This is a genomic window from Vibrio penaeicida (assembly GCF_002933855.1).
GTDB lineage: Bacteria > Pseudomonadota > Gammaproteobacteria > Enterobacterales > Vibrionaceae > Vibrio > Vibrio penaeicida_A.
Map to the genome: position 1 here is coordinate 1 of NZ_BFAQ01000007.1, position 18355 is coordinate 18355.

The following is an 18355-nucleotide window of genomic DNA, read 5'->3' on the forward strand; positions in this document are numbered from 1 at the left end:
TATATTGTTAAAGAGCTTTCTTCGTAAGTAGCTAAGCTTCCTTGTGAAGAGGCGGTCATTCTAGCGAGATAATTATCAGTGTCAAACACTTTTTCTTTTTAATTTTCCTTTTTTCAAAGGAGAAACAAATTATCTATTTTTGAGCTAGAAGCCTAACTAACATTTAACGCTGAAGCCTTGTGGCGTCTGCCGTGTCAGTGAGGCGGCATTATAGGGAGTAATTTGAAGTTGGCAATACTAAAAAGGTATTTTTTTGGAATTAAAGAGCCATGCGAGCAAGTTTTGTACGAATCTAATTTTACCCCCTTTGTTCACACAATTTACCCACATTTATCTGTGGATAAGTTAAAGGTTTCCATCTTCACTGATCATGTTTTTGACCCTATTGAGCACATCATTAGGTAAAGGTCCTATTCCATCAGAGAAAAGTACCTTCTTATACTTCGTTTCGAAGAACATCATATTGCGTAAATGTTGGGGTTCGGTTCTTCCATGTTCCATGTTTTCATTATGTGTTCGAAGAATCTCTTCATTTAACTTAGTTTCGATAGCTTCAAGCTGCTCATCTGATAAATACATTCGCCCACATATTACTTTCGCGGCATCTTTGGCTTCCAGTGCCTGTTGTTTTAAGCTTTTTAGATATTGTATTCCCAACTTAGAAGAGCTGGACATTTGATAATGATAAGGACCAATGAAAGAGAAGCGGTTGCTTTCACCTAGCTGAATAAGACCTAGGATTTCTAAAGCTCTCAAATAAAGATAAGTGCACGCATCATCTAGCCCATACTCTTCCTGCATAATGTGCAGCTCATTTTCTCTATGACGAAGCTCGCGGTAAAAGTCGTATAGCTGAGGAAATTCAAAAAATACGTCATCTTGAATCTCATTGAAGAAGTTCTCGTTCTTAAATTGCAACTTAAGCGCAACTTGGTGAAGTTCTGAAAGGTTGATTCCAGCACCTACGCAGTAGGTCAGTAACTTTTCTAGAGGAATGGAAGAATTATGAAGGTGTCTTTTTAAAGAAGAAAGTGGCACACCAAGCTGCTGTGCCAAAGTATTGTAGGTAATGCCTTCATCTTTTATTGTTTGTCGCAAAGCCATGAGCAAGTATTCTGGCTTTGCTGTTTGTGTCGTTGACTGCATAGTTACACTCCAATGTACAAAGGATTCCACAACGTCTCGTTGCTATGAATCCAAGCATCTATATAGATGGTTATAAAATCAGAGCATCTTTCGTTTGCCAAGTGTCTGCATTTAAAACTAAGGTTGAAGTCAAACACATGACAAACTAGTGACTACAATACATCCATTTTGTAGTCATTTTGAGAAGGCATCACGCATCATTCTCAAAGTAGTAAGATATCCGAGTCCTTGGATTTAAGTATTCCCTAACCTTGTCTGGAAGCTTGTGCGGCAATATCGCCGATACAATTTTCAGATCGCTATCTGCGAGATCAAGGATAGGAGCCTGATTTCGAGGTACGTTTGAATCATAAAGTAATACGTTTGGGTAGAGAATATTCTGGGCATTAACAGAAATGACCAACCCAACCATTTCATTAGACAACTGGACGACAGTTCCTGGTGGATACACTCCCATAAACTTGATGAGAATGTTCAGGTTTTCATTATTGTATAGGTGTTTGCATTTCTTATAGAGGTGAGAGAGCGCACTGAATGGAATCTTCTGCTCTGCCTCTATTCTTGGATGACATAAATTATCATAGGCATTAGCGAGCGCCACTATCTGCGCATAAGCATCGATTTGCTCACCCTTTAATCCCTCCGGATAACCACTGCCATCGACCCATTCATGGTGTTGAGTAATGATGCGCTTGGCACTCGAAGGGAAATCCTCAATTTTGTCCGCTATTTCTAAGCCATACTTAGTATGTAGCTTTAAATAGTTCACTTCTGGTGCCGACAATGTGGTTTTTTTATTAATTATTGCAGACGGAACCCGCACTTTACCCATATCGTGGAACAGAGCACCAAACGCAATTTCTTTGATTTGCTCGGCTTTGAATCCTTTGCTTTTGCTGATCATCATTGCAATAACCGCAACGTTCAATGAATGAAAGTAAATGTCTTGGAACTTACTTTTCCCATTCATTAAGTGCAGTGTTACGTTATTATCCGCCAGTAGTTTGTCGACAATTTCATCGACCATAATAGTGGCTTCATTAACGGCATCTGCTGGTCGATTGCGGATTTTACTCATCACCGAGCGAAGTTGTGATAGAGAACGTTCGAATTCTTTCTCACATTTACTTACACGCCGACGGTAAGCATTTAGCTTTTCAATTCGAGCTTGCTTCTCTTCCCACATTTTTTTCTTAGTTAGCTCAAGTTCACTTTCTTGTTCTAAGTTGTCTGAGCTTTCATTTGCAGGTAAAGGTTCTGAATCGCTTTGAAGTGGATTGATATAGACGTGCTTAATCCCCAAGTGACGAATTATGTCCACCTGATCTTGGGATTTGATCTTAAAGCTATTAAGGAGAAACGGGTGATCTTTCCAACTCACAGGTAATTTGACATGAAGACCTGGTTGTATGCGATCGACCGTTATTTTTATACTGGCCACACTGAGTCGATTTATTCCTAAGTTACGTATTTTCGCTATTAAGTTGAGCGGAATAGCAAATCTAACATCATTGTGAACAAAAGCTCTAACAGCGCTTTATATTAAGTTCACTTAGTTTGATTTTGGTAACATTATGAATATTTTTCAGTATGTTATTACCCGTTCAACACTCTTAAATTGGCTGAGGAGTTTACGAATCCTCTCCAATTGAGCATTGACATTATAAAGAAAAAAAGGGGTATCCAAACCCCTTTAATACATTTCGTTACACCATTTGAGCGGCGAGATCCCTTCCTTGCCCTCTAACATTTTCTAAAGTGGGCACAAAAGTGGTTGATAAGCCCAGTACTTTTGCGTCTTGGTTTGACTCAATATATTCGAGCCTTTCATCTTCCTCTTCAATATCATCCCAATCGAAATTTATTTGCCTAGCCAAATGCAAAGACCATGCAATTTTTGGCTCTTCTTCTGCTTTTTCTGGGTTAAGGCAGTGTGCGATTGAATCGACCAATTGAGGCGCAAACTTCCACGCTGTTGCTAGTTTAGCTCCTAGCTCACAGGCTGAAGTTCCAAGTACGTCACGTTGTACTGTTTCAGCATCTTCACCTTCACTCACTCGCTCTTGAATTTTTTTCGCTTCTTCAGGAGCTAGCGCGTGAATCATTAGCTCACCAATATTGTGAAGGATACCTGCGGTGAAAACTTGATTTGGCTCTAGACCAATTTCTTTCGCGATGTTACTCGCAATCGTGGCTACTTCAAATGTGTTGTTCCAATATTCGCTTACATCCATAGTTTCAAATTTAGGGAAAGCACTCGTCAATACTGACACCACAACCAACGTTCTGATCGGTTCTGTCCCTAAACGTATAACGGCTTCATCGATTGATGCTACCGTTCTGCTTCGTCCAAAGTGAACCGAGTTTGCTAACCTTAAAATACGTGCAGAGACTACCTGTTCCATAGCAATTTTTTGTGAAAGCTCCATCAGGTCAACTTCGTCTCGATTCACCATCTCGACAAGTTCCTGTAAGACTTTTCGAATTTTAGGCAATTCATTTATTCTTGATAGTAAGTTCGCTTGATCCATTGAATTCTCCCCAAATTAATGAATGTGCAGTTTTAACTATAGTCTAAGAATCGGATGTTATTGCTTTACCTACTTTTATAGTTTTTTCTAGAATCAGGAGTCTATTCACAGCCTTTATAATTAGAGGGGAAAAACACTTTTTCTACGGATCAATTCAGGCTCAAACTCTTGTGCAACGCTGATTTCTTGCTCCTGAATCTTAGCCGTTAGAATCTCTACGGCAGAGCGTGCCATTTTGCTAATGGGGAATTGGACAGATGAAACGGTTGGGTAAAAGCTTTCGCAAACATAAACGCTATCGAAGCTCACGATAGAAATATCCTGAGGTACTCGAATTTCATTTTCATGAAAATACTGCATAGCACCACTTGTCATTTCTTCGCTCGTGCAAAATACAGCCGTCAGCTCTGGGTTTTGGGATACCAGTTGTTTGGCTGCCAAATAACCGCTTTCACGCCCATAATTCCCTTCTGCTATCAAACTACTACCCCACGGAATAGTTCGAGAGTCCATCGCTTTTACAAAGCCAGACAATCGATTCTTAGCACTGACCCGTTCGCTGGGCCCTGCAATGCAACCAATGCAAGTGTGCCCATTTTCGATTAAATGTGAGGTAGCAATAAATGCCGCGTTTTCATGATCAAAGGTGATGCACCTGTCCTCTAGTCCTTCGACAAAACGGTCCAGTAAAACAAACGGGGTTGGTAAGGAAGCGAGTTCTCGCAACTCTTCGTCACTCATATAGCGACTATGAAGCACATATCCCTCACACCTTAAGTCATGAAAGCGTTGTATCGCTTCACGCTCGCCTTCCGCACTATGATGTCCTTGAGCTGTGATTAAAAACTTCTTGTGCTTATCAAGTTCATTTTGCACTTGATCCATCATCTCACCGAAGAATCCACCTGTATAAAATGTAACGAGAAGCCCCGTCATATTGCTGGAAGCGGTTGCCAAAGAACGTGCAATGGCGCTCGGTCTATAGTTAAGCTCCGCCATCGCTTGCTCTACTTTTCTTTTTGTTTCTTCTCTGAATTTCCCTTCACCGTTAATAATTCTAGAGACGGTAGAACGGTTCACGCCAGCCAACAAAGCAACGTCTTTGATTCTTGCCATGTTTTCTCGTTTTCCTTTTAAACTATTGGGACTCAATTTAACTGAGAAAAAAGCAAGCTGCCAGATTCAAACATTGGAATTAAGGTTTAGGGGGTTCCAAAGTGGCAGCTACTTTATTTTACTGGGTGAGCGCCTCCACCGACAATGTAACGGCAGAATAATCAGAAATCGTCACGCCCATATCTTTAAGAGAATTCGTTAGTTGGGGATCAGTCAAAACTGCTCGTTCTTTTTCGCGTGGAATCACATAGCTGGATATCTGTTCGAGATGCTCATCTATCCTTGCTGGGTGACACATCACTTCAAGCACATCACAACGATCTTTATAGGTGCTAATTAACGAAAGCAAAGCATCAATAGAGACGGTGTCGTCAAAAAACTTATCGGTAAATTGATATCGGCGTCCTTTGATAGATTGCTCTCTCAGCGGAACACCTCGCTCTGCAGCAATTCGTTCAACGATGGGGAGTATCTGTGGATGCCGATGGGCATGATGATGACTGTCAATATGACTCAACGTCAGACCTAGCTCATCAAAATATCGAAGCTGAGCCCGCACTTCCGATTCCACCGCGTCAGCGCAAAAATCTCTACGCTGCCAAAAGTCTGGTTGAATTGGAAAGTACTCGTCTACACCTTGTAGATTTGGTGAATTCGTTAGCGGTTTGCCGGCAGTAAAGCGCAGATGAATACCGACTTTTAAATTCGGTAACGCTTTTGCCATCTCTACCGCTTCTTTATCGGCACTCATCCCTACCATAAGTGTTGTAGAGTTCACGACACCATTTAAATGCGCGTCTTTGATTCCTTGGTTTACTCCATGAGTTAAACCAAAATCATCTGCATTGAATATTACTTGCATACTGTCCTCCTACTTCTGCCATCATACTGGCTAAAGTGCCCCCTTAAATTGAGGCAGATACGGTTTGTTAGTTTGTAATATTTCATCCAGTATCGCTTTTGCTTTCGCAATATCTGGAACCAGTGGGTTGTTTGCCAATGCCATTAGACTTTTCTCATAGCTACCTGATACTGCCGCTTCGACGGTAAGTTCTTCATACGCTTTTACTTGGTGTATCAAGCCGCGAATTTCAGCTGGAAACGGACCTACAGCAAGAGGTTTAGCACCAAAACTCCCCACAACAGCACTGCATTCAATCACCGCATCATCTGGCAATGTGTGAATCGTCCCATTGTTTCGAACATTAACGACATGAACTGCGTTCAGATTATTGTAAATCGCATCAACAAGATTGAGAGAAGCATCAGAATAATACGCACCACCTCTTTGCTCCAATTGCTCTGGCTTGTGAGCGAGATTGACATCACGATAAAGTTCAAACAGTTCTTTTTCCGTTTGCATGACTTGTTCTGCACGGGTGCCAATTTCTTGAGCAGACTGCTTTTCTTCTTCTAACATCGCCTCTGTTTGGTAAAAGTAACGATGATACGGACAAGGGATCACACCTAAGGCATATAAGAAATCTGGATCCCACGGTTCTTCAAAAATGTTTTTCATACTGAAGTTAGCGCCATCCCCTACTTTCTCCAATACGGTTTCGGTAATGTCCTCACCATGTAGCCAAACTTGGTGAACCCAAACAAGGTGATTTAACCCTGCGAATTCCAATTGGAGGTCTTCTGGCTGACAATCCATCATTTCTGCGACCATCATTTTCATGGAGACAGGCACATTACACAGACCAATGCTCTTTACGTTGGTATGTCGCTGCACAGCTTCAGTGACTAAGCCTGCAGGGTTTGTAAAATTCAGCATCCAAGCGTTAGGGGCTAGCTCTTCAATGTCTCGGCATATATCTAAGATCACCGGGATGGTTCTCAACGCTTTAGCAAAACCTCCTGGACCTGTGGTCTCTTGCCCTATCACATCGTATTTCAGTGGAATTCTTTCGTCATTCGCTCGAGCTTGAAGCCCACCCACTCGGAATTGGGTCATGACAAAGTCGGCATCTTTGATCGCGCTTCTTCGATCTAACGATGCTTTTATCTCAATGTCTGCACCTACTTTTTCAACCATACGCTTTGAAAGTGCCGCGATGATTTCCAGTTTTTCTTGCCCCTCTTCAACATCGACAAAATGGATTTCTTTTACAGGCAAACGATCGATACGCGTGAGTACACCTTCAACCAGTTCAGGGGTATAGCTGCTCCCGCCGCCAATAATCGCAAGTTTTAGAGCTTTTCTAGCCATTATCATTTCCTACCTTTTTGCCAACTGTTCGTGAAGTGCAACCATTTCTGTTGCCATTTCATGCGCCAATATTGTTGTCATTAAATGGTCTTGCGCGTGCACCATGACCAATGTCATCGGCACTTTTCCCTCACCTTGATCCGCCTCGATAAGCTGAGTTTGGGTAAGGTGTGCTTGGTTCAAGCATTCTTTTGCCTGATTAAGAGAAGATTTCGCGTGGCTCAAATCGCCCGCTCGGGCTTTTGCTAGCGCTTCAAAACACAAACTTCTGGCTTCACCTGCATTGCAGATAATGTCCATTACAACTGCTTCTTGTTCCATTTTTCTCTCCAGATTCTAGAGCCTGACGAACCGTCGCCAGACTCAAAATGCGATTAGTTAAGCGGTGACACCTTCTCCACGTGCCGGTGCTGACGATTCTTCTGTGTTATCAGATTGCTTTTCCTGAGCAAGAAGCTCGCGTTCGAATATTTTGAAGAACGGGTAGTAGAGAACGATATCGATAACAAACAGCACCGCGACAAGGAGCACTGGCGTTAATGTCCAGCCCGCCCCCCAAGACGCACCAATAATCGCTGGAGTCGTCCACGGCATAGTCGCAACCCCCATCCCAACAAAACCGGTGTGGACCGCAATATACGCAATCGTTGCATTAATGATCGGCACGACAACAAACGGTAAGAACAGTGTTGGGTTCATAACAATTGGGCTACCAAAAATAACCGGCTCGTTGATTTGGAATAAGCCCGGAACCGCACTCATTCTTCCCAAACTTTTCAGGTGAGCGGAACGGCTGAATGACATCAACGCAACTAACGCCAACGTTGCGCCAGAGCCGCCAATAAAGATGTAGAAATCCCAGAATGGCTGAGTAAAGACGTTAGGTACTTCTTCGCCTGCAACAAATGCTTCAATGTTAACGGTAAGGTTTGTGAGGAAAATAGGACCAAGTAAACCAACTACTATGGCCGCACCGTGAATACCAGCAAACCACAATAGCTGGCACAACAGCAAAGCGCCGATAATGGCTGGTAGCGTATTTGAGGCACTCACCAATGGTTTGAACGCTTCCATAATCGCTTGAGGAAGCAACATATCGTGTTGTGTTTGCAACCAAATACTCAATGGGTACAACGTTAGGAATACAACCAATACTGGGAGTAGTACTTCAAAAGATCGTTGAATCGCAGGCGGAACCTGTTCTGGCATTCGGATCGTAATGTTGTATTTCTTCATGACGCGATAAAGCTCTACAGCAAAGAACCCAGAAAGCACAGCGGTAAATACACCAGTACCACCAAGGTATTGCATAGACAACATGCCTTCTTTTGCAGGAGCTGCTACCAGTAAAAAACTCATTAATGCGAGAGCCGCACTGGTAATGCCATCCATTCCGTACGATTTCGCTAAGCTGTAAGCTACCCCCATCGATACAAATAACCCCATCAGAGCCATAGACATAAAGTGAGGCATCATAATGGTGTCGAAATGCGTCGAAGCAAAATTAAGCCAAGCACGCCCAAAACCATTCGTGGTGTCTTGATCAAATGGTGGAAACGCAAAAATTAAAATAAAACTTCCGACAATAATAAAGGGCATCGCGATAATAAAACCGTCTCTCATTGCCCTAACATGCCGTTGTGCTCCAACTTTTGCAGCCAAGGGCGCAATATGTTGTTCTACAACTTTCATCATTGCTTCATAAATTTTCATAATCTAAACCCATATTTTGGATATAAGAGCCCCTTCCCGATTATTTAATATAATCAGGTTATATAAGGCTCAAATTAATTTCGTTTTACTTGATAAGAGAGAGTGCTTGTTTTAAAACTTCATCACCTTTCATCATGCCGTAGGTTTGAGGTGGTATCGCCGCGATGTTAATACCATGCTGATCGGTAACTTTCTTCATTTCTTCCAGCTGGAAACGGACTTGAGGACCAAGGAGACAAACGTCGTAGTTTTGAATTTCACCTTCAAACGCACTGACAGACAACGCATCTATCTTGCATTCAATTCCCTGTTCCGTTGCGGCTGCTTCCATTTTCTTAACTAGCATACTCGTAGACATACCTGCGCTGCAGCAAAGCAATATCCTTTTCATAATTCACTCCAGTTGATCAATTAATGAACTATAAAAACTCTATCAAAAATTGGATTAACAAAAAAGCGCAACCGGTTGCATTTTGCGTGAAGAATATCCCAATTTAATAAATATTGGCGAATAAAGATCTGATAATTATTTATTTTGTTACCTAAAATAAATAAAGTTAGATAAAAGGTTTCAGATAATAATCTACAAAAGAAAAGTAATAAGCGAACAGCTAGTTATTCACGGGTTTTATGAAAAAAAATTAATTTTTATCGTAAAATTCTATGTTTATTCTATTTTAAGAAAAATGTGATTATGTCCCCATGTAATTCGTAAAAAGAGAATAAATAGTGATGCATATCCCAATATTTGTGACTACTGGAAAAAATATAAATATAAATTGGAAAGCAATATTTATAACTTGCTTAAAAATACACTTACTATAACAAGTAGATATATTGACACTATTCGTAACAATAGAGATTTCTTCGACCACGAGGCACAATAAAGGTGTGTTGCCATAGGCAACTTATTCTCTATACTCCATGCCCTTACCAACTGATTCTAAAGGATTATTATTGTGTCATGGACATTAGACGGACTGCAGAAACTAATCGACACGAGAAGAGGATGGGAGGTTGATTCCATTGATTCAGGAACGCTAATCATCAACAACAAAGAAGATAGTTTAATTGCTTACTTAAGTATTTCTGAACATCAGATCGTCATCGAAAGTATTTTGTTCCCCGAACGTAACGTAAAAGATGTTCACGCCCTCAATAAGGAAATCCTACAAACTCATAAACTGATTCCATTAACCAATGTCGGCATAAACAATGTAGACGAAGTGAGCTACTACACCGCATTTGGCTCGCTGTCTTCTCAAGCTAAAGAAGAAAGTGTCATCATTGAAGTGGCAACGCTTTTCACAAACGCCGAAGCCTTTATCGACATGTACAACCATCATCTAGAGTATTGATCTACTCACCTGCTTTAACAAACGCCGCTATTTCTCGGTTTGAGTTTGTTGCAACTAGTTCCTCGATAGGCAGCACAGCGCGAATTTCACCCTGAGACATATACGCAAATTGAGAGGCAATGGACTTCGCATCGCTGACGTGGTGCGTCACCATCACTATGGCTATGTTTCTCTCTTTGGCTAATGTTTGTACCAACGAGAGCATTTCTTCGCGAATAACGGGGTCAAGCGCAGAGAAAGGTTCATCTAAAAGCCAAATGGAATGAGGTTGAACAAAACATCGTGCCAATGCCACACGTTGTTTCTGCCCACCAGAAAGCTGCTCTGGAAGTCGATCCAAAAAGTCACCGATACCGACCATTGCCGCAGCTTCTTCTACCTGCCCTTTCTGTTCAGAAGAAAGCCTTAAACTAGGTTCTATGCCCAATCCTATGTTTTCACGCACGGTTAAGTGAGCAAATAGATTGTTTTCTTGGAATAACATAGACAAAGGAATCTGGTGTGGCGGTAACCCTAAAACCGATTGCCCCGCGACAAAGATCTGCCCTGACTGTGGCTGAATAAAACCTGCCACCAGCGACAATAACGTAGATTTTCCTGCGCCACTTGGCCCCATCAATGAAACGATATCGCCTTCACTCACATCTAAGTTAAACCTAAACAGCTCATCGTTATAGCGGTAATGCACATCTTGTAAACTAAGAATGGTCATGGGGAACTCTCTGTTTAAATAGGGATTCAACAAGTGAAAAGCTCAACACACTCAGAAGTAAAAGGCACAAAGAAACCACTGCTGCCGCTTCCATTTGGTAACTTCCAAGTAATTGAAATAAATACAAAGGCAGAGTCCTAAACTCTTGGCTACCAAACAGAGCAATCGCGCTAAGATCGCCCATAGATAGCATAAAGCTTATAGCGAAAGCATGGGCAAAGGGTTTTCGCAGTGCTCGCCACTCCATTAAGCGAAAATGATTCCACCCTCGAACACCTAAGCTTGCTGTTAGATATTGATACTGTTGAACCAATTGATACATAGAGAGCGACAATGTTTTGATAACGTAAGGCAATGCCATTAAACAGTTCACTGCAACGACAACCCAAAATGCTAGGCTAAATACGTCAGCTATTTCCCTGATCAATAAAAACAACCCGGTACTGATCACCAAGCCCGGTGTGACGAGGATAATGGTGCCCGCTAATTCTATTTTATCGGCACGAAAATGTTGTTTTTTGAGTCGCCATACTCGGCTAGTCGACAAAATCGCTGCGCCCAGTAGCAATGCAGAAATACTGGCTAATAAGGCAACCTGAAGAGAGGAAAGCACAGCGTTCCAAAAACGACCATCCGACAATACGATAAATACTTTGCTGTTAAGACCGCTCAGCACAACCATCAGTAATGGTGGTAAAACCAACGCCATCACTAAACCAATCCAAAAAGTGTCCCAAGCTTTGGCTTTGCGGCTATCAGAATACATAGGCAGTGATTTCAAGCTTCCCGAAGTGACAGATAAAGGCTTTGATAGCTTTTGAACACTGATGGCGAGCACGCCACACAACAGCATTTGCCACATAGCCAGTAATGCACCCGTTTGAAGATCAAAATCGAATTTTATCGCTTGATAGATAGCTAATTCGATCGTCGTTGATTTCGGCCCCCCACCTAGTGCCATAACGGTAGCAAAACTGGTGAAGCAAAGCATGAAGACCAATCCGCACACCTGAGGGAGCTGTGTTGCCAATCGAGGCCACTCTACCCAACGAAATTTATTCAAGCGAGACATCCCTAAATGGGCACATAATTTGTGTTGCTCTGGCGGGATACTCTCTAACGCTTGAAGCAGTAGCCGCGTTGCATACGGCAGGTTAAAAAACACATGGGCGAGCAAAATGCCGTTCAAACCATAAATTGAAAAAGGCAAAGACATCCCATTGTCTTTCAGCCAATCGGCAATCAAACCACTGTTGCCATATATGGCTAATATTCCGAATACCCCAACTAAGACTGGTAACACCAACGTGCTCGCAAACAGCTTAAGCAGTAAGCTTCTACCGGGAAATTGTCGGTAGGAAAGTGCGTGCGCAACAGGAACGGCAAACCCAACACTGAGTAATGTAGACAGAAAAGCTTGATAAAAGCTGAACTGGGTAACATGGCGATAATAAGGATCAGACCATATTTGAAGAGGATTCAGTGAAGGCGCGTTTGCCAATAGTGCCCACAAAGCTGAAACAACAAAAATTAGGATAACCGTCGCGACGACTATCCCGACTTTAGGTACATTTCGAATCACAACAGAATGAGCCTATGCATATACAAGCAAGCCATGCATTATGCATGGCTTGTCGATAATGTAAAACTTAGAAAGTCAGAGCGTTTTGCCATTCCTTAATCCACGTTTTTCTGCTCTCAGCAACGTCATCTGAAGAGAAGGACAAGGCTTTAGCTGGAACGGTTAACGTGTTGTAGCCTTCAGGAAGTTCAACACCAGTTACTGGGTACATCCAGTTGCCTGTTGGCATCGCAGATTGGAACTCATCGCTTAGAATGAACGCCATAAATTCGTCGGCTAATTTTTGATTCTCACTCACCTTCACTTTTGCCGCGACTTCAATCTGAGTGTAATGACCTTCAGCAAAATTCGCAGCTGCATATTTCGCGTCTTTTTCTGCAATTAAGTGATACGCCGGAGACGTTGTGTATGAAAGTACAAGATCGGACTCGCCTTCCAAGAACATTGAGTACGCTTCAGACCAACCTTTCGTTACAGTGACGGTTTTCTTGGCCAGTTGTTTCCACGCATCCGTCGTATTGTCGCCATACACCGACTTCATCCACAGCATTAAACCTTGACCAGGCGTCGAGGTGCGTGGATCTTGGTAAATCACTTTAAGATCATCACGCTTTTCAACCAATTCCTTTAGGCTCTTGGGTGGGTTGGTGAGTTTTTCTTTGTTGTAAACAAACGCAAAGTAGCCGTAATCGTAAGGAACAAAGGTGCTGTCTGTCCAACCACCTGGAATCGTCACGTTAGCCGTGTCTACACTGTGCTCGGCAAGCAAACCGCTTTTCTTTGCCTCAGCCATTAAATTGTTATCAAGACCAAGCACGATATCCGCTTTGCTGTTTTTACCTTCAAGGCGTAAGCGATTGAGAATGGTCACGCCATCGTCAAGTGCAACAAACTCTAGATTACAGCCGCATTGAGCTTCAAACGCTTTTTCGACCGTTGGACCCGGTCCCCAATCCGCAGCAAAAGAATCGTACGTGTAAACCGTTAGCGTGTTTTCTGCGGCGAATGCCGATGTGGCAGCAAGTGTAGCAAGTGCTACGGTAGTCAGTGCGTATTTCACTGGTCGCTCCTATCCATTGTTGAGCGGCACAGGTGTTGAGAGGGGTAAATTTCCGCGCTCAATTCCTACGCCAGTATTATCTGGTTCAGGTGTACGGGTTCAAACCAAAGGTTTATCTCAGCCATAAGAAAAGCGATGCAAACATCGCCTATTCATTTAGCACCCCGATGAGAGTGGTTCTATTTTATCGACTTCTATGAACTTAGCCATATGCAATTACTTCAATCGTTTCTAATTGCGCTGATCATATCCCCAACGAGGGACTAATCCTTGCTCAACACCTAAATGGTCAAGAATGCGTGCAACCATAAAGTCGACTAAGTCATCAATGCTGGTTGGTTGGTGATAAAACCCCGGTGCGGCAGGCATGATGGTGACACCCATTTGCGAGAGCTTATGCATATTTTCCAAATGAAGAGTAGAAAAAGGCGTTTCACGAACAACCAAAAGTAATTGCCCACGCTCTTTCATGACCACATCGGCAGCACGCTCTATAAGATTATCCGACATGCCGTGGGCGATGGCAGCCACACTGCCTGCGCTGCAAGGGCAAACCACCATTTGTTTCGGTGCTGCCGAACCTGAAGCTACGGGTGAAAACCAATCTTCTTTACCGCAAACGATGAGCTTATTCGCATCGCATTGAAGGTGTTCAACCAGCTTTTCTTTCGCGCCATCTGGAGAACCCGGTAGTTTCAGCCCGTGCTCCGTTGCCATCACCACTCGCGCGGCGGAAGATATCAACAAATAGACGGTGTAATCTGCGGCGAGTAGGCATTCCAGTAGCCGGAGCCCATAAGGTGCTCCGGATGCCCCTGTAAATGCCAACGTAATGGCTTTATTTTTTTGAGTCATTCTTACTTCTTGCGTTGAAAAATCAATCCACTCTTAGGTTAGCGTATCAGCTGCGAGTACATTGAGTAATTTATCATGAATCCCACCAAATCCCCCATTGCTCATCACCAATATCTGATCGCCTGGTTTAGCTTCTTCGACGATACGTGTAACCAGCGTATCTATGTCATCGCTGGTCTGTACCGGCTGGTGACATTGACTCGCAACATCGTCGACTGACCATTGGATATTATCTGGCTGGAACAAATAGACGGAATCGGCAGTACTTAGTGCATTGGCGAGTGTTTCTTTATGGACGCCCATTTTCATCGTGCTGGAGCGAGGTTCTAGCACTGCTAGAATTTTTCCTTCACCAACCTTATTACGTAATCCTTGTAACGTTAGTTCAATGGCGGTTGGGTGATGAGCAAAATCATCGTAAACCGTAATGCCATTCACTTCGCCTTTCAGCTCTAAACGTCTTTTTGTATTCACGAATAACGTCAGAGCTTCACATGCTAAGTCAGGCGTAACACCCACGTGCCTAGCCGCCGCAATCGCCATTAGTGCATTATCGACGTTGTGGTCACCAATGAGGTTCCAAGAAACCTTGCCAACATGCTTGCCTTGGAAGAGAACGTTAAATTCACTGCCGTCTGATTTGACTTTTTCAGCTCTCCAGTCGCCATTGAAGCCTGTCTTTTCTTGTTCGCTCCAGCAGCCCTGTTCAAGCACGCTTTCAAGCGCTTCGTCATTAATTGGGGAAAATATACGTCCATTTTCAGGCACGGTACGGATCAAATGATGGAACTGTCGCTTAATATCATCCAAGTCATCGAAGATATCTGCATGATCAAACTCAAGATTATTCATCACCAACGTTCGCGGGTGATAATGAACAAACTTAGAACGTTTATCAAAAAAAGCGCTGTCATACTCATCCGCTTCGACAACGAAAAACATACTTTCACCAAGACGAGACGAAACACCAAAATTGCCTAAAACGCCCCCTACTAAAAATCCGGGCTGGTAACCGCAGTGCTCAAGGATCCAAGTTAGCATGCTCGAAGTGGTCGTTTTGCCATGTGTTCCGGATACCGCCAATACCCAACGTTCGTGCAGCAAAAATTCTTGCAGCCATTGAGGACCTGATGTGTATTTAAGATTGCGATTCAATACATATTCTACACAAGGGTTTCCGCGACTCATTGCATTACCAATCACCACCAAGTCTGGCTTCGGCTCCAATTGCGATGGGTCAAACCCCTCGATAATTTCGATACCCTGAGATTCCAATAGCGTGCTCATTGGGGGGTAAACATTGGCATCGGAGCCTGTGACTTTATGCCCCATTTGACGAGCCAATACCGCGGCTCCGCCCATAAATGTCCCGCAAACCCCCAAAATATGAATATGCATAAATTACGATTCCTAGTCTGTTTTGACGTCTTTACTGGCTTCTTATCATGCCTGATATTTGTCAGCGAAATGTGAGTATAAAAGTGTGATGTCCAACTAAATTTATTCAAGGATCAGCAAGTTACTTCATTACCATTAAAAAGATTCAACTTATACAATAATAAATGAAACCCAGATGCCCCTACATTTATCGGGTAGGCAACCCAACTTAGATTGGGACTTTATTGTATCTGAGCTCGACCACACGACCTAGTTTCTTAACCGTGAACCCTTGAGAAACTTGACCTTCCCCAGTCAGCGTCGTCGGTAGCTTAGATCTCAGCCCAGGAAACTGAACAAAGGAACAAACATGTCTGAGATACGCACTCTAGGCGAGTTTATTGTTGAAAAGCAAAATGACTTCGCTCACGCCAGTGGCGATCTATCCTCTCTTCTCGGTTCAATTAAGCTTGCTGCCAAAATTGTAAACCGAGAAATCAACAAAGCGGGTCTTGTCGATATAACGGGTGCCGTCGGCACTGAAAACGTCCAGGGCGAAGCTCAGCAAAAGCTAGATGTCTACGCCAACGAAAAGTTCAAAGCCGCACTTGAAGCTCGCGATCAGGTTTGTGGTGTCGCCAGTGAAGAAGAAGATGAAGCGGTCGCATTCAATAAAGAACTCAATCAAAATGCGAAGTACGTTGTTTTAATGGATCCACTGGATGGTTCTTCAAACATTGACGTAAACGTTTCCGTCGGCACTATTTTCTCTATTTACAAACGCGTTTCACCTATTGGAACACCAGCAACAGAAGAAGATTTTTTCCAGCCCGGAGACAAGCAAGTCGCGGCAGGTTATATCATTTATGGTTCTTCAACCATGCTGGTGTACACCACAGGTAAAGGGGTTCATGGCTTTACTTATGACCCTTCTCTAGGCGTTTTTTGTTTGTCTCATGAAAATATGATGATTCCTGAAGACGGCCTAATTTACTCCATTAACGAGGGTAACTACATCCGTTTCCCAACGGGTGTGAAAAAATACATAAAGTACTGTCAGGAAAATTCGCCTGAAGAAGGTCGCCCTTATACGTCCCGTTACATTGGTTCGCTAGTTGCAGATTTCCACCGTAACTTGCTTAAAGGCGGCATCTACCTTTACCCAAGCACCCAAAGCCACCCGAATGGTAAATTGCGTTTGTTGTACGAGTGCAACCCTATGGCATTTTTGATAGAGCAAGCAGGTGGTTTGGCTTCCGATGGTGTTAACCGCATCATGGACATCAAACCAACCGAGCTGCACCAGCGTGTGCCTTTCTTTGTTGGTTCTAAGAATATGGTTCGCAAGGTTGAAGAATTTCTTGAACTGAATCAAGACTGAATCCGCCAAATATAAATACGAATAATCCCCGCCAGCTTTATTTAGTTAGGTGGGGATTTCTTGTTTTAGTCACTAAGCTAATTCTCCAAAACCGATTGGCTTCCGCTCTAATTTGGGCTCTGAGCCAGTCTAAAGTGGACTGTGTTTTAGTCTAAAGTGGATCGTGTTTTGGTCTAAAGTGGAATAGCAGGATACGGTAAATTCGCTTAAGCTATGTACAGTGAAATTCATTAGAAAAGGAAAGCACAATGAGTTTAAACAATGTACCAGCGGGTAAATCATTGCCTGATGACATCTATGTCGTAATCGAAATTCCAGCAAACGCAGATCCGATCAAATATGAAGTAGATAAAGATTCTGGCGCAGTTTTTGTGGACCGTTTTATGTCTGCGCCCATGTTCTACCCATGTAACTATGGTTATGTAAACCACACCTTATCCCTAGACGGTGATCCAGTGGATGTTCTTGTTCCGACACCGCACCCTCTGATTCCTGGCTCTGTTATCCGCTGTCGTCCGGTGGGGGTTTTGAAAATGACTGACGAGTCTGGGGAAGATGCCAAGATTGTGGCCGTACCTCACAGCAAACTATCGAAAGAGTATGAACACATCCAAGATGTGAATGACATCCCCGAATTGCTAAAAGCGCAGATCACGCACTTTTTTGATCGCTACAAAGAGCTTGAATCGGGTAAATGGGTAAAAGTCGATGGCTGGGCAGACGCTGCCGCCGCACGAGAAGAAATTCAGACCTCTTATGATCGAGCACAGAATAAATAACCTGAACTTGGAACTACTAACCTAAGCTTGGGAAAACATACTCTGCTTTGGATAACATTCCGCAAATAAAAAAACAGCCTAGTATCGACTGGGCTGTTTTACTTGAAATACATTAACGGATTCTGGATAGCCAAAGAACTCATTCACCGCCAATACAGTTCTACAGAACTAAAAGCGCTGGCACCAATCGCTCGAGTCGATTGGCTCCGATAACTGGCTGCCATCTTGATAGAGATAGACCCATGCCTCCCCAAATGGAGTCGACATTTTCTCACGGCGGTATTCGTATGGCACATCTTCAAGGTGGTCTAACTTTGCCAATATTTGCGCATTGATCCGGTAAATTTCACCGAAGATCTCTTGCTGACCTTGCACCATTCCTGGGTAATGACCTAAATCGTACAAAGCAAATGCAGGCCCTGTCCGAAACTGGGCGACCAACTCGCACCCTTCCAAGAAGTGGTGATTGTCTTCGCCTTGTCGCAACATCCCATACACAAACACCAGCTGTTCCATCGCACTCTCCATCAGGC

Annotated in this window: 18 protein-coding genes and 1 riboswitch; of the genes, 3 read left to right on the plus strand and 15 right to left on the minus strand. The window is 43.2% G+C overall.

The window, feature by feature from the left end:
• Positions 1-345 precede the first annotated feature (345 nt).
• The 9 genes from VPNCDNU1_RS01620 to VPNCDNU1_RS01660 form a co-directional block, all read right to left on the minus strand.
• The gene (locus tag VPNCDNU1_RS01620; RefSeq protein WP_104398737.1) at positions 346-1146 is read right to left on the minus strand and encodes a helix-turn-helix domain-containing protein; all 801 of its coding nucleotides are present in this window, start codon (positions 1144-1146) and stop codon (positions 346-348) included.
• Between the two features lie 190 nt (positions 1147-1336).
• Complete coding sequence (locus VPNCDNU1_RS01625) at positions 1337-2587, minus strand: HD-GYP domain-containing protein (protein ID WP_104398738.1); 1251 nt, start codon at positions 2585-2587, stop codon at positions 1337-1339.
• A 265-nt stretch (positions 2588-2852) separates the two neighbouring features.
• Positions 2853-3677: an HDOD domain-containing protein gene (locus VPNCDNU1_RS01630; RefSeq protein WP_104398739.1), complete on the minus strand. Its 825-nt coding sequence runs from the start codon at positions 3675-3677 to the stop codon at positions 2853-2855.
• Positions 3678-3797: 120 nt separating this feature from the next.
• Complete coding sequence (locus VPNCDNU1_RS01635) at positions 3798-4793, minus strand: LacI family DNA-binding transcriptional regulator (RefSeq protein WP_104398740.1); 996 nt, start codon at positions 4791-4793, stop codon at positions 3798-3800.
• A gap of 118 nt (positions 4794-4911) precedes the next feature.
• Positions 4912-5655 carry a chitin disaccharide deacetylase gene (gene chbG, locus VPNCDNU1_RS01640; protein ID WP_104398741.1) on the minus strand — a complete coding sequence of 248 codons (744 nt, stop codon included), beginning with the start codon at positions 5653-5655 and terminating at the stop codon, positions 4912-4914.
• A 30-nt stretch (positions 5656-5685) separates the two neighbouring features.
• The gene (locus VPNCDNU1_RS01645) at positions 5686-7005 is read right to left on the minus strand and encodes a 6-phospho-beta-glucosidase (RefSeq protein ID WP_104398742.1); all 1320 of its coding nucleotides are present in this window, start codon (positions 7003-7005) and stop codon (positions 5686-5688) included.
• Positions 7006-7014: 9 nt separating this feature from the next.
• Entirely contained in the window at positions 7015-7326 is a 312-nt protein-coding gene (locus VPNCDNU1_RS01650; protein ID WP_104398743.1) for a PTS lactose/cellobiose transporter subunit IIA, read from the minus strand.
• A 57-nt stretch (positions 7327-7383) separates the two neighbouring features.
• Entirely contained in the window at positions 7384-8718 is a 1335-nt protein-coding gene (locus VPNCDNU1_RS01655) for a PTS sugar transporter subunit IIC (RefSeq protein ID WP_104398744.1), read from the minus strand.
• An 85-nt stretch (positions 8719-8803) separates the two neighbouring features.
• Positions 8804-9109, minus strand: a complete 306-nt coding sequence (locus VPNCDNU1_RS01660) for a PTS sugar transporter subunit IIB (protein ID WP_101111076.1) — start codon at positions 9107-9109, stop codon at positions 8804-8806.
• A gap of 568 nt (positions 9110-9677) precedes the next feature.
• On the opposite strand from VPNCDNU1_RS01660, the gene VPNCDNU1_RS01665 reads away from it, so the two are divergent.
• Positions 9678-10076, plus strand: a complete 399-nt coding sequence (locus VPNCDNU1_RS01665) for a DUF2170 family protein (RefSeq protein ID WP_104398745.1) — start codon at positions 9678-9680, stop codon at positions 10074-10076.
• Between the two features lies 1 nt (position 10077).
• Here VPNCDNU1_RS01665 and thiQ read toward each other — a convergent pair whose 3' ends face one another.
• The 5 genes from thiQ to mpl all read right to left on the minus strand — a co-directional run bounded on the left by thiQ (position 10078) and on the right by mpl (position 15683).
• A complete protein-coding gene (gene thiQ / locus VPNCDNU1_RS01670) occupies positions 10078-10782 on the minus strand; it encodes a thiamine ABC transporter ATP-binding protein (protein ID WP_167404699.1) in 705 nt (234 codons plus the stop codon).
• Positions 10775-12370 carry a thiamine/thiamine pyrophosphate ABC transporter permease ThiP gene (gene thiP, locus VPNCDNU1_RS01675; protein WP_167404696.1) on the minus strand — a complete coding sequence of 532 codons (1596 nt, stop codon included), beginning with the start codon at positions 12368-12370 and terminating at the stop codon, positions 10775-10777. Before thiP ends, thiQ begins: the two co-directional genes overlap by 8 nt.
• Before the next feature lie 67 nt (positions 12371-12437).
• Positions 12438-13430: a thiamine ABC transporter substrate binding subunit gene (thiB, locus tag VPNCDNU1_RS01680; protein ID WP_104398747.1), complete on the minus strand. Its 993-nt coding sequence runs from the start codon at positions 13428-13430 to the stop codon at positions 12438-12440.
• A gap of 45 nt (positions 13431-13475) precedes the next feature.
• Positions 13476-13607: riboswitch (TPP riboswitch) on the minus strand.
• Between the two features lie 54 nt (positions 13608-13661).
• The gene (locus tag VPNCDNU1_RS01685; protein ID WP_104398748.1) at positions 13662-14285 is read right to left on the minus strand and encodes a flavin prenyltransferase UbiX; all 624 of its coding nucleotides are present in this window, start codon (positions 14283-14285) and stop codon (positions 13662-13664) included.
• Between the two features lie 33 nt (positions 14286-14318).
• Positions 14319-15683, minus strand: coding sequence for a UDP-N-acetylmuramate:L-alanyl-gamma-D-glutamyl-meso-diaminopimelate ligase (mpl, locus tag VPNCDNU1_RS01690; RefSeq protein WP_104398749.1), 1365 nt, complete (start codon positions 15681-15683; stop codon positions 14319-14321).
• Between the two features lie 349 nt (positions 15684-16032).
• On the opposite strand from mpl, the gene fbp reads away from it, so the two are divergent.
• Positions 16033-17043: a class 1 fructose-bisphosphatase gene (fbp, locus tag VPNCDNU1_RS01695; protein ID WP_104398750.1), complete on the plus strand. Its 1011-nt coding sequence runs from the start codon at positions 16033-16035 to the stop codon at positions 17041-17043.
• 248 nt (positions 17044-17291) lie between these two features.
• A complete protein-coding gene (gene ppa, locus VPNCDNU1_RS01700; protein ID WP_104398751.1) occupies positions 17292-17822 on the plus strand; it encodes an inorganic diphosphatase in 531 nt (176 codons plus the stop codon).
• 168 nt (positions 17823-17990) lie between these two features.
• Here ppa and VPNCDNU1_RS01705 read toward each other — a convergent pair whose 3' ends face one another.
• Complete coding sequence (locus VPNCDNU1_RS01705) at positions 17991-18338, minus strand: gamma-glutamylcyclotransferase family protein (RefSeq protein ID WP_104398752.1); 348 nt, start codon at positions 18336-18338, stop codon at positions 17991-17993.
• Positions 18339-18355 lie beyond the last annotated feature (17 nt).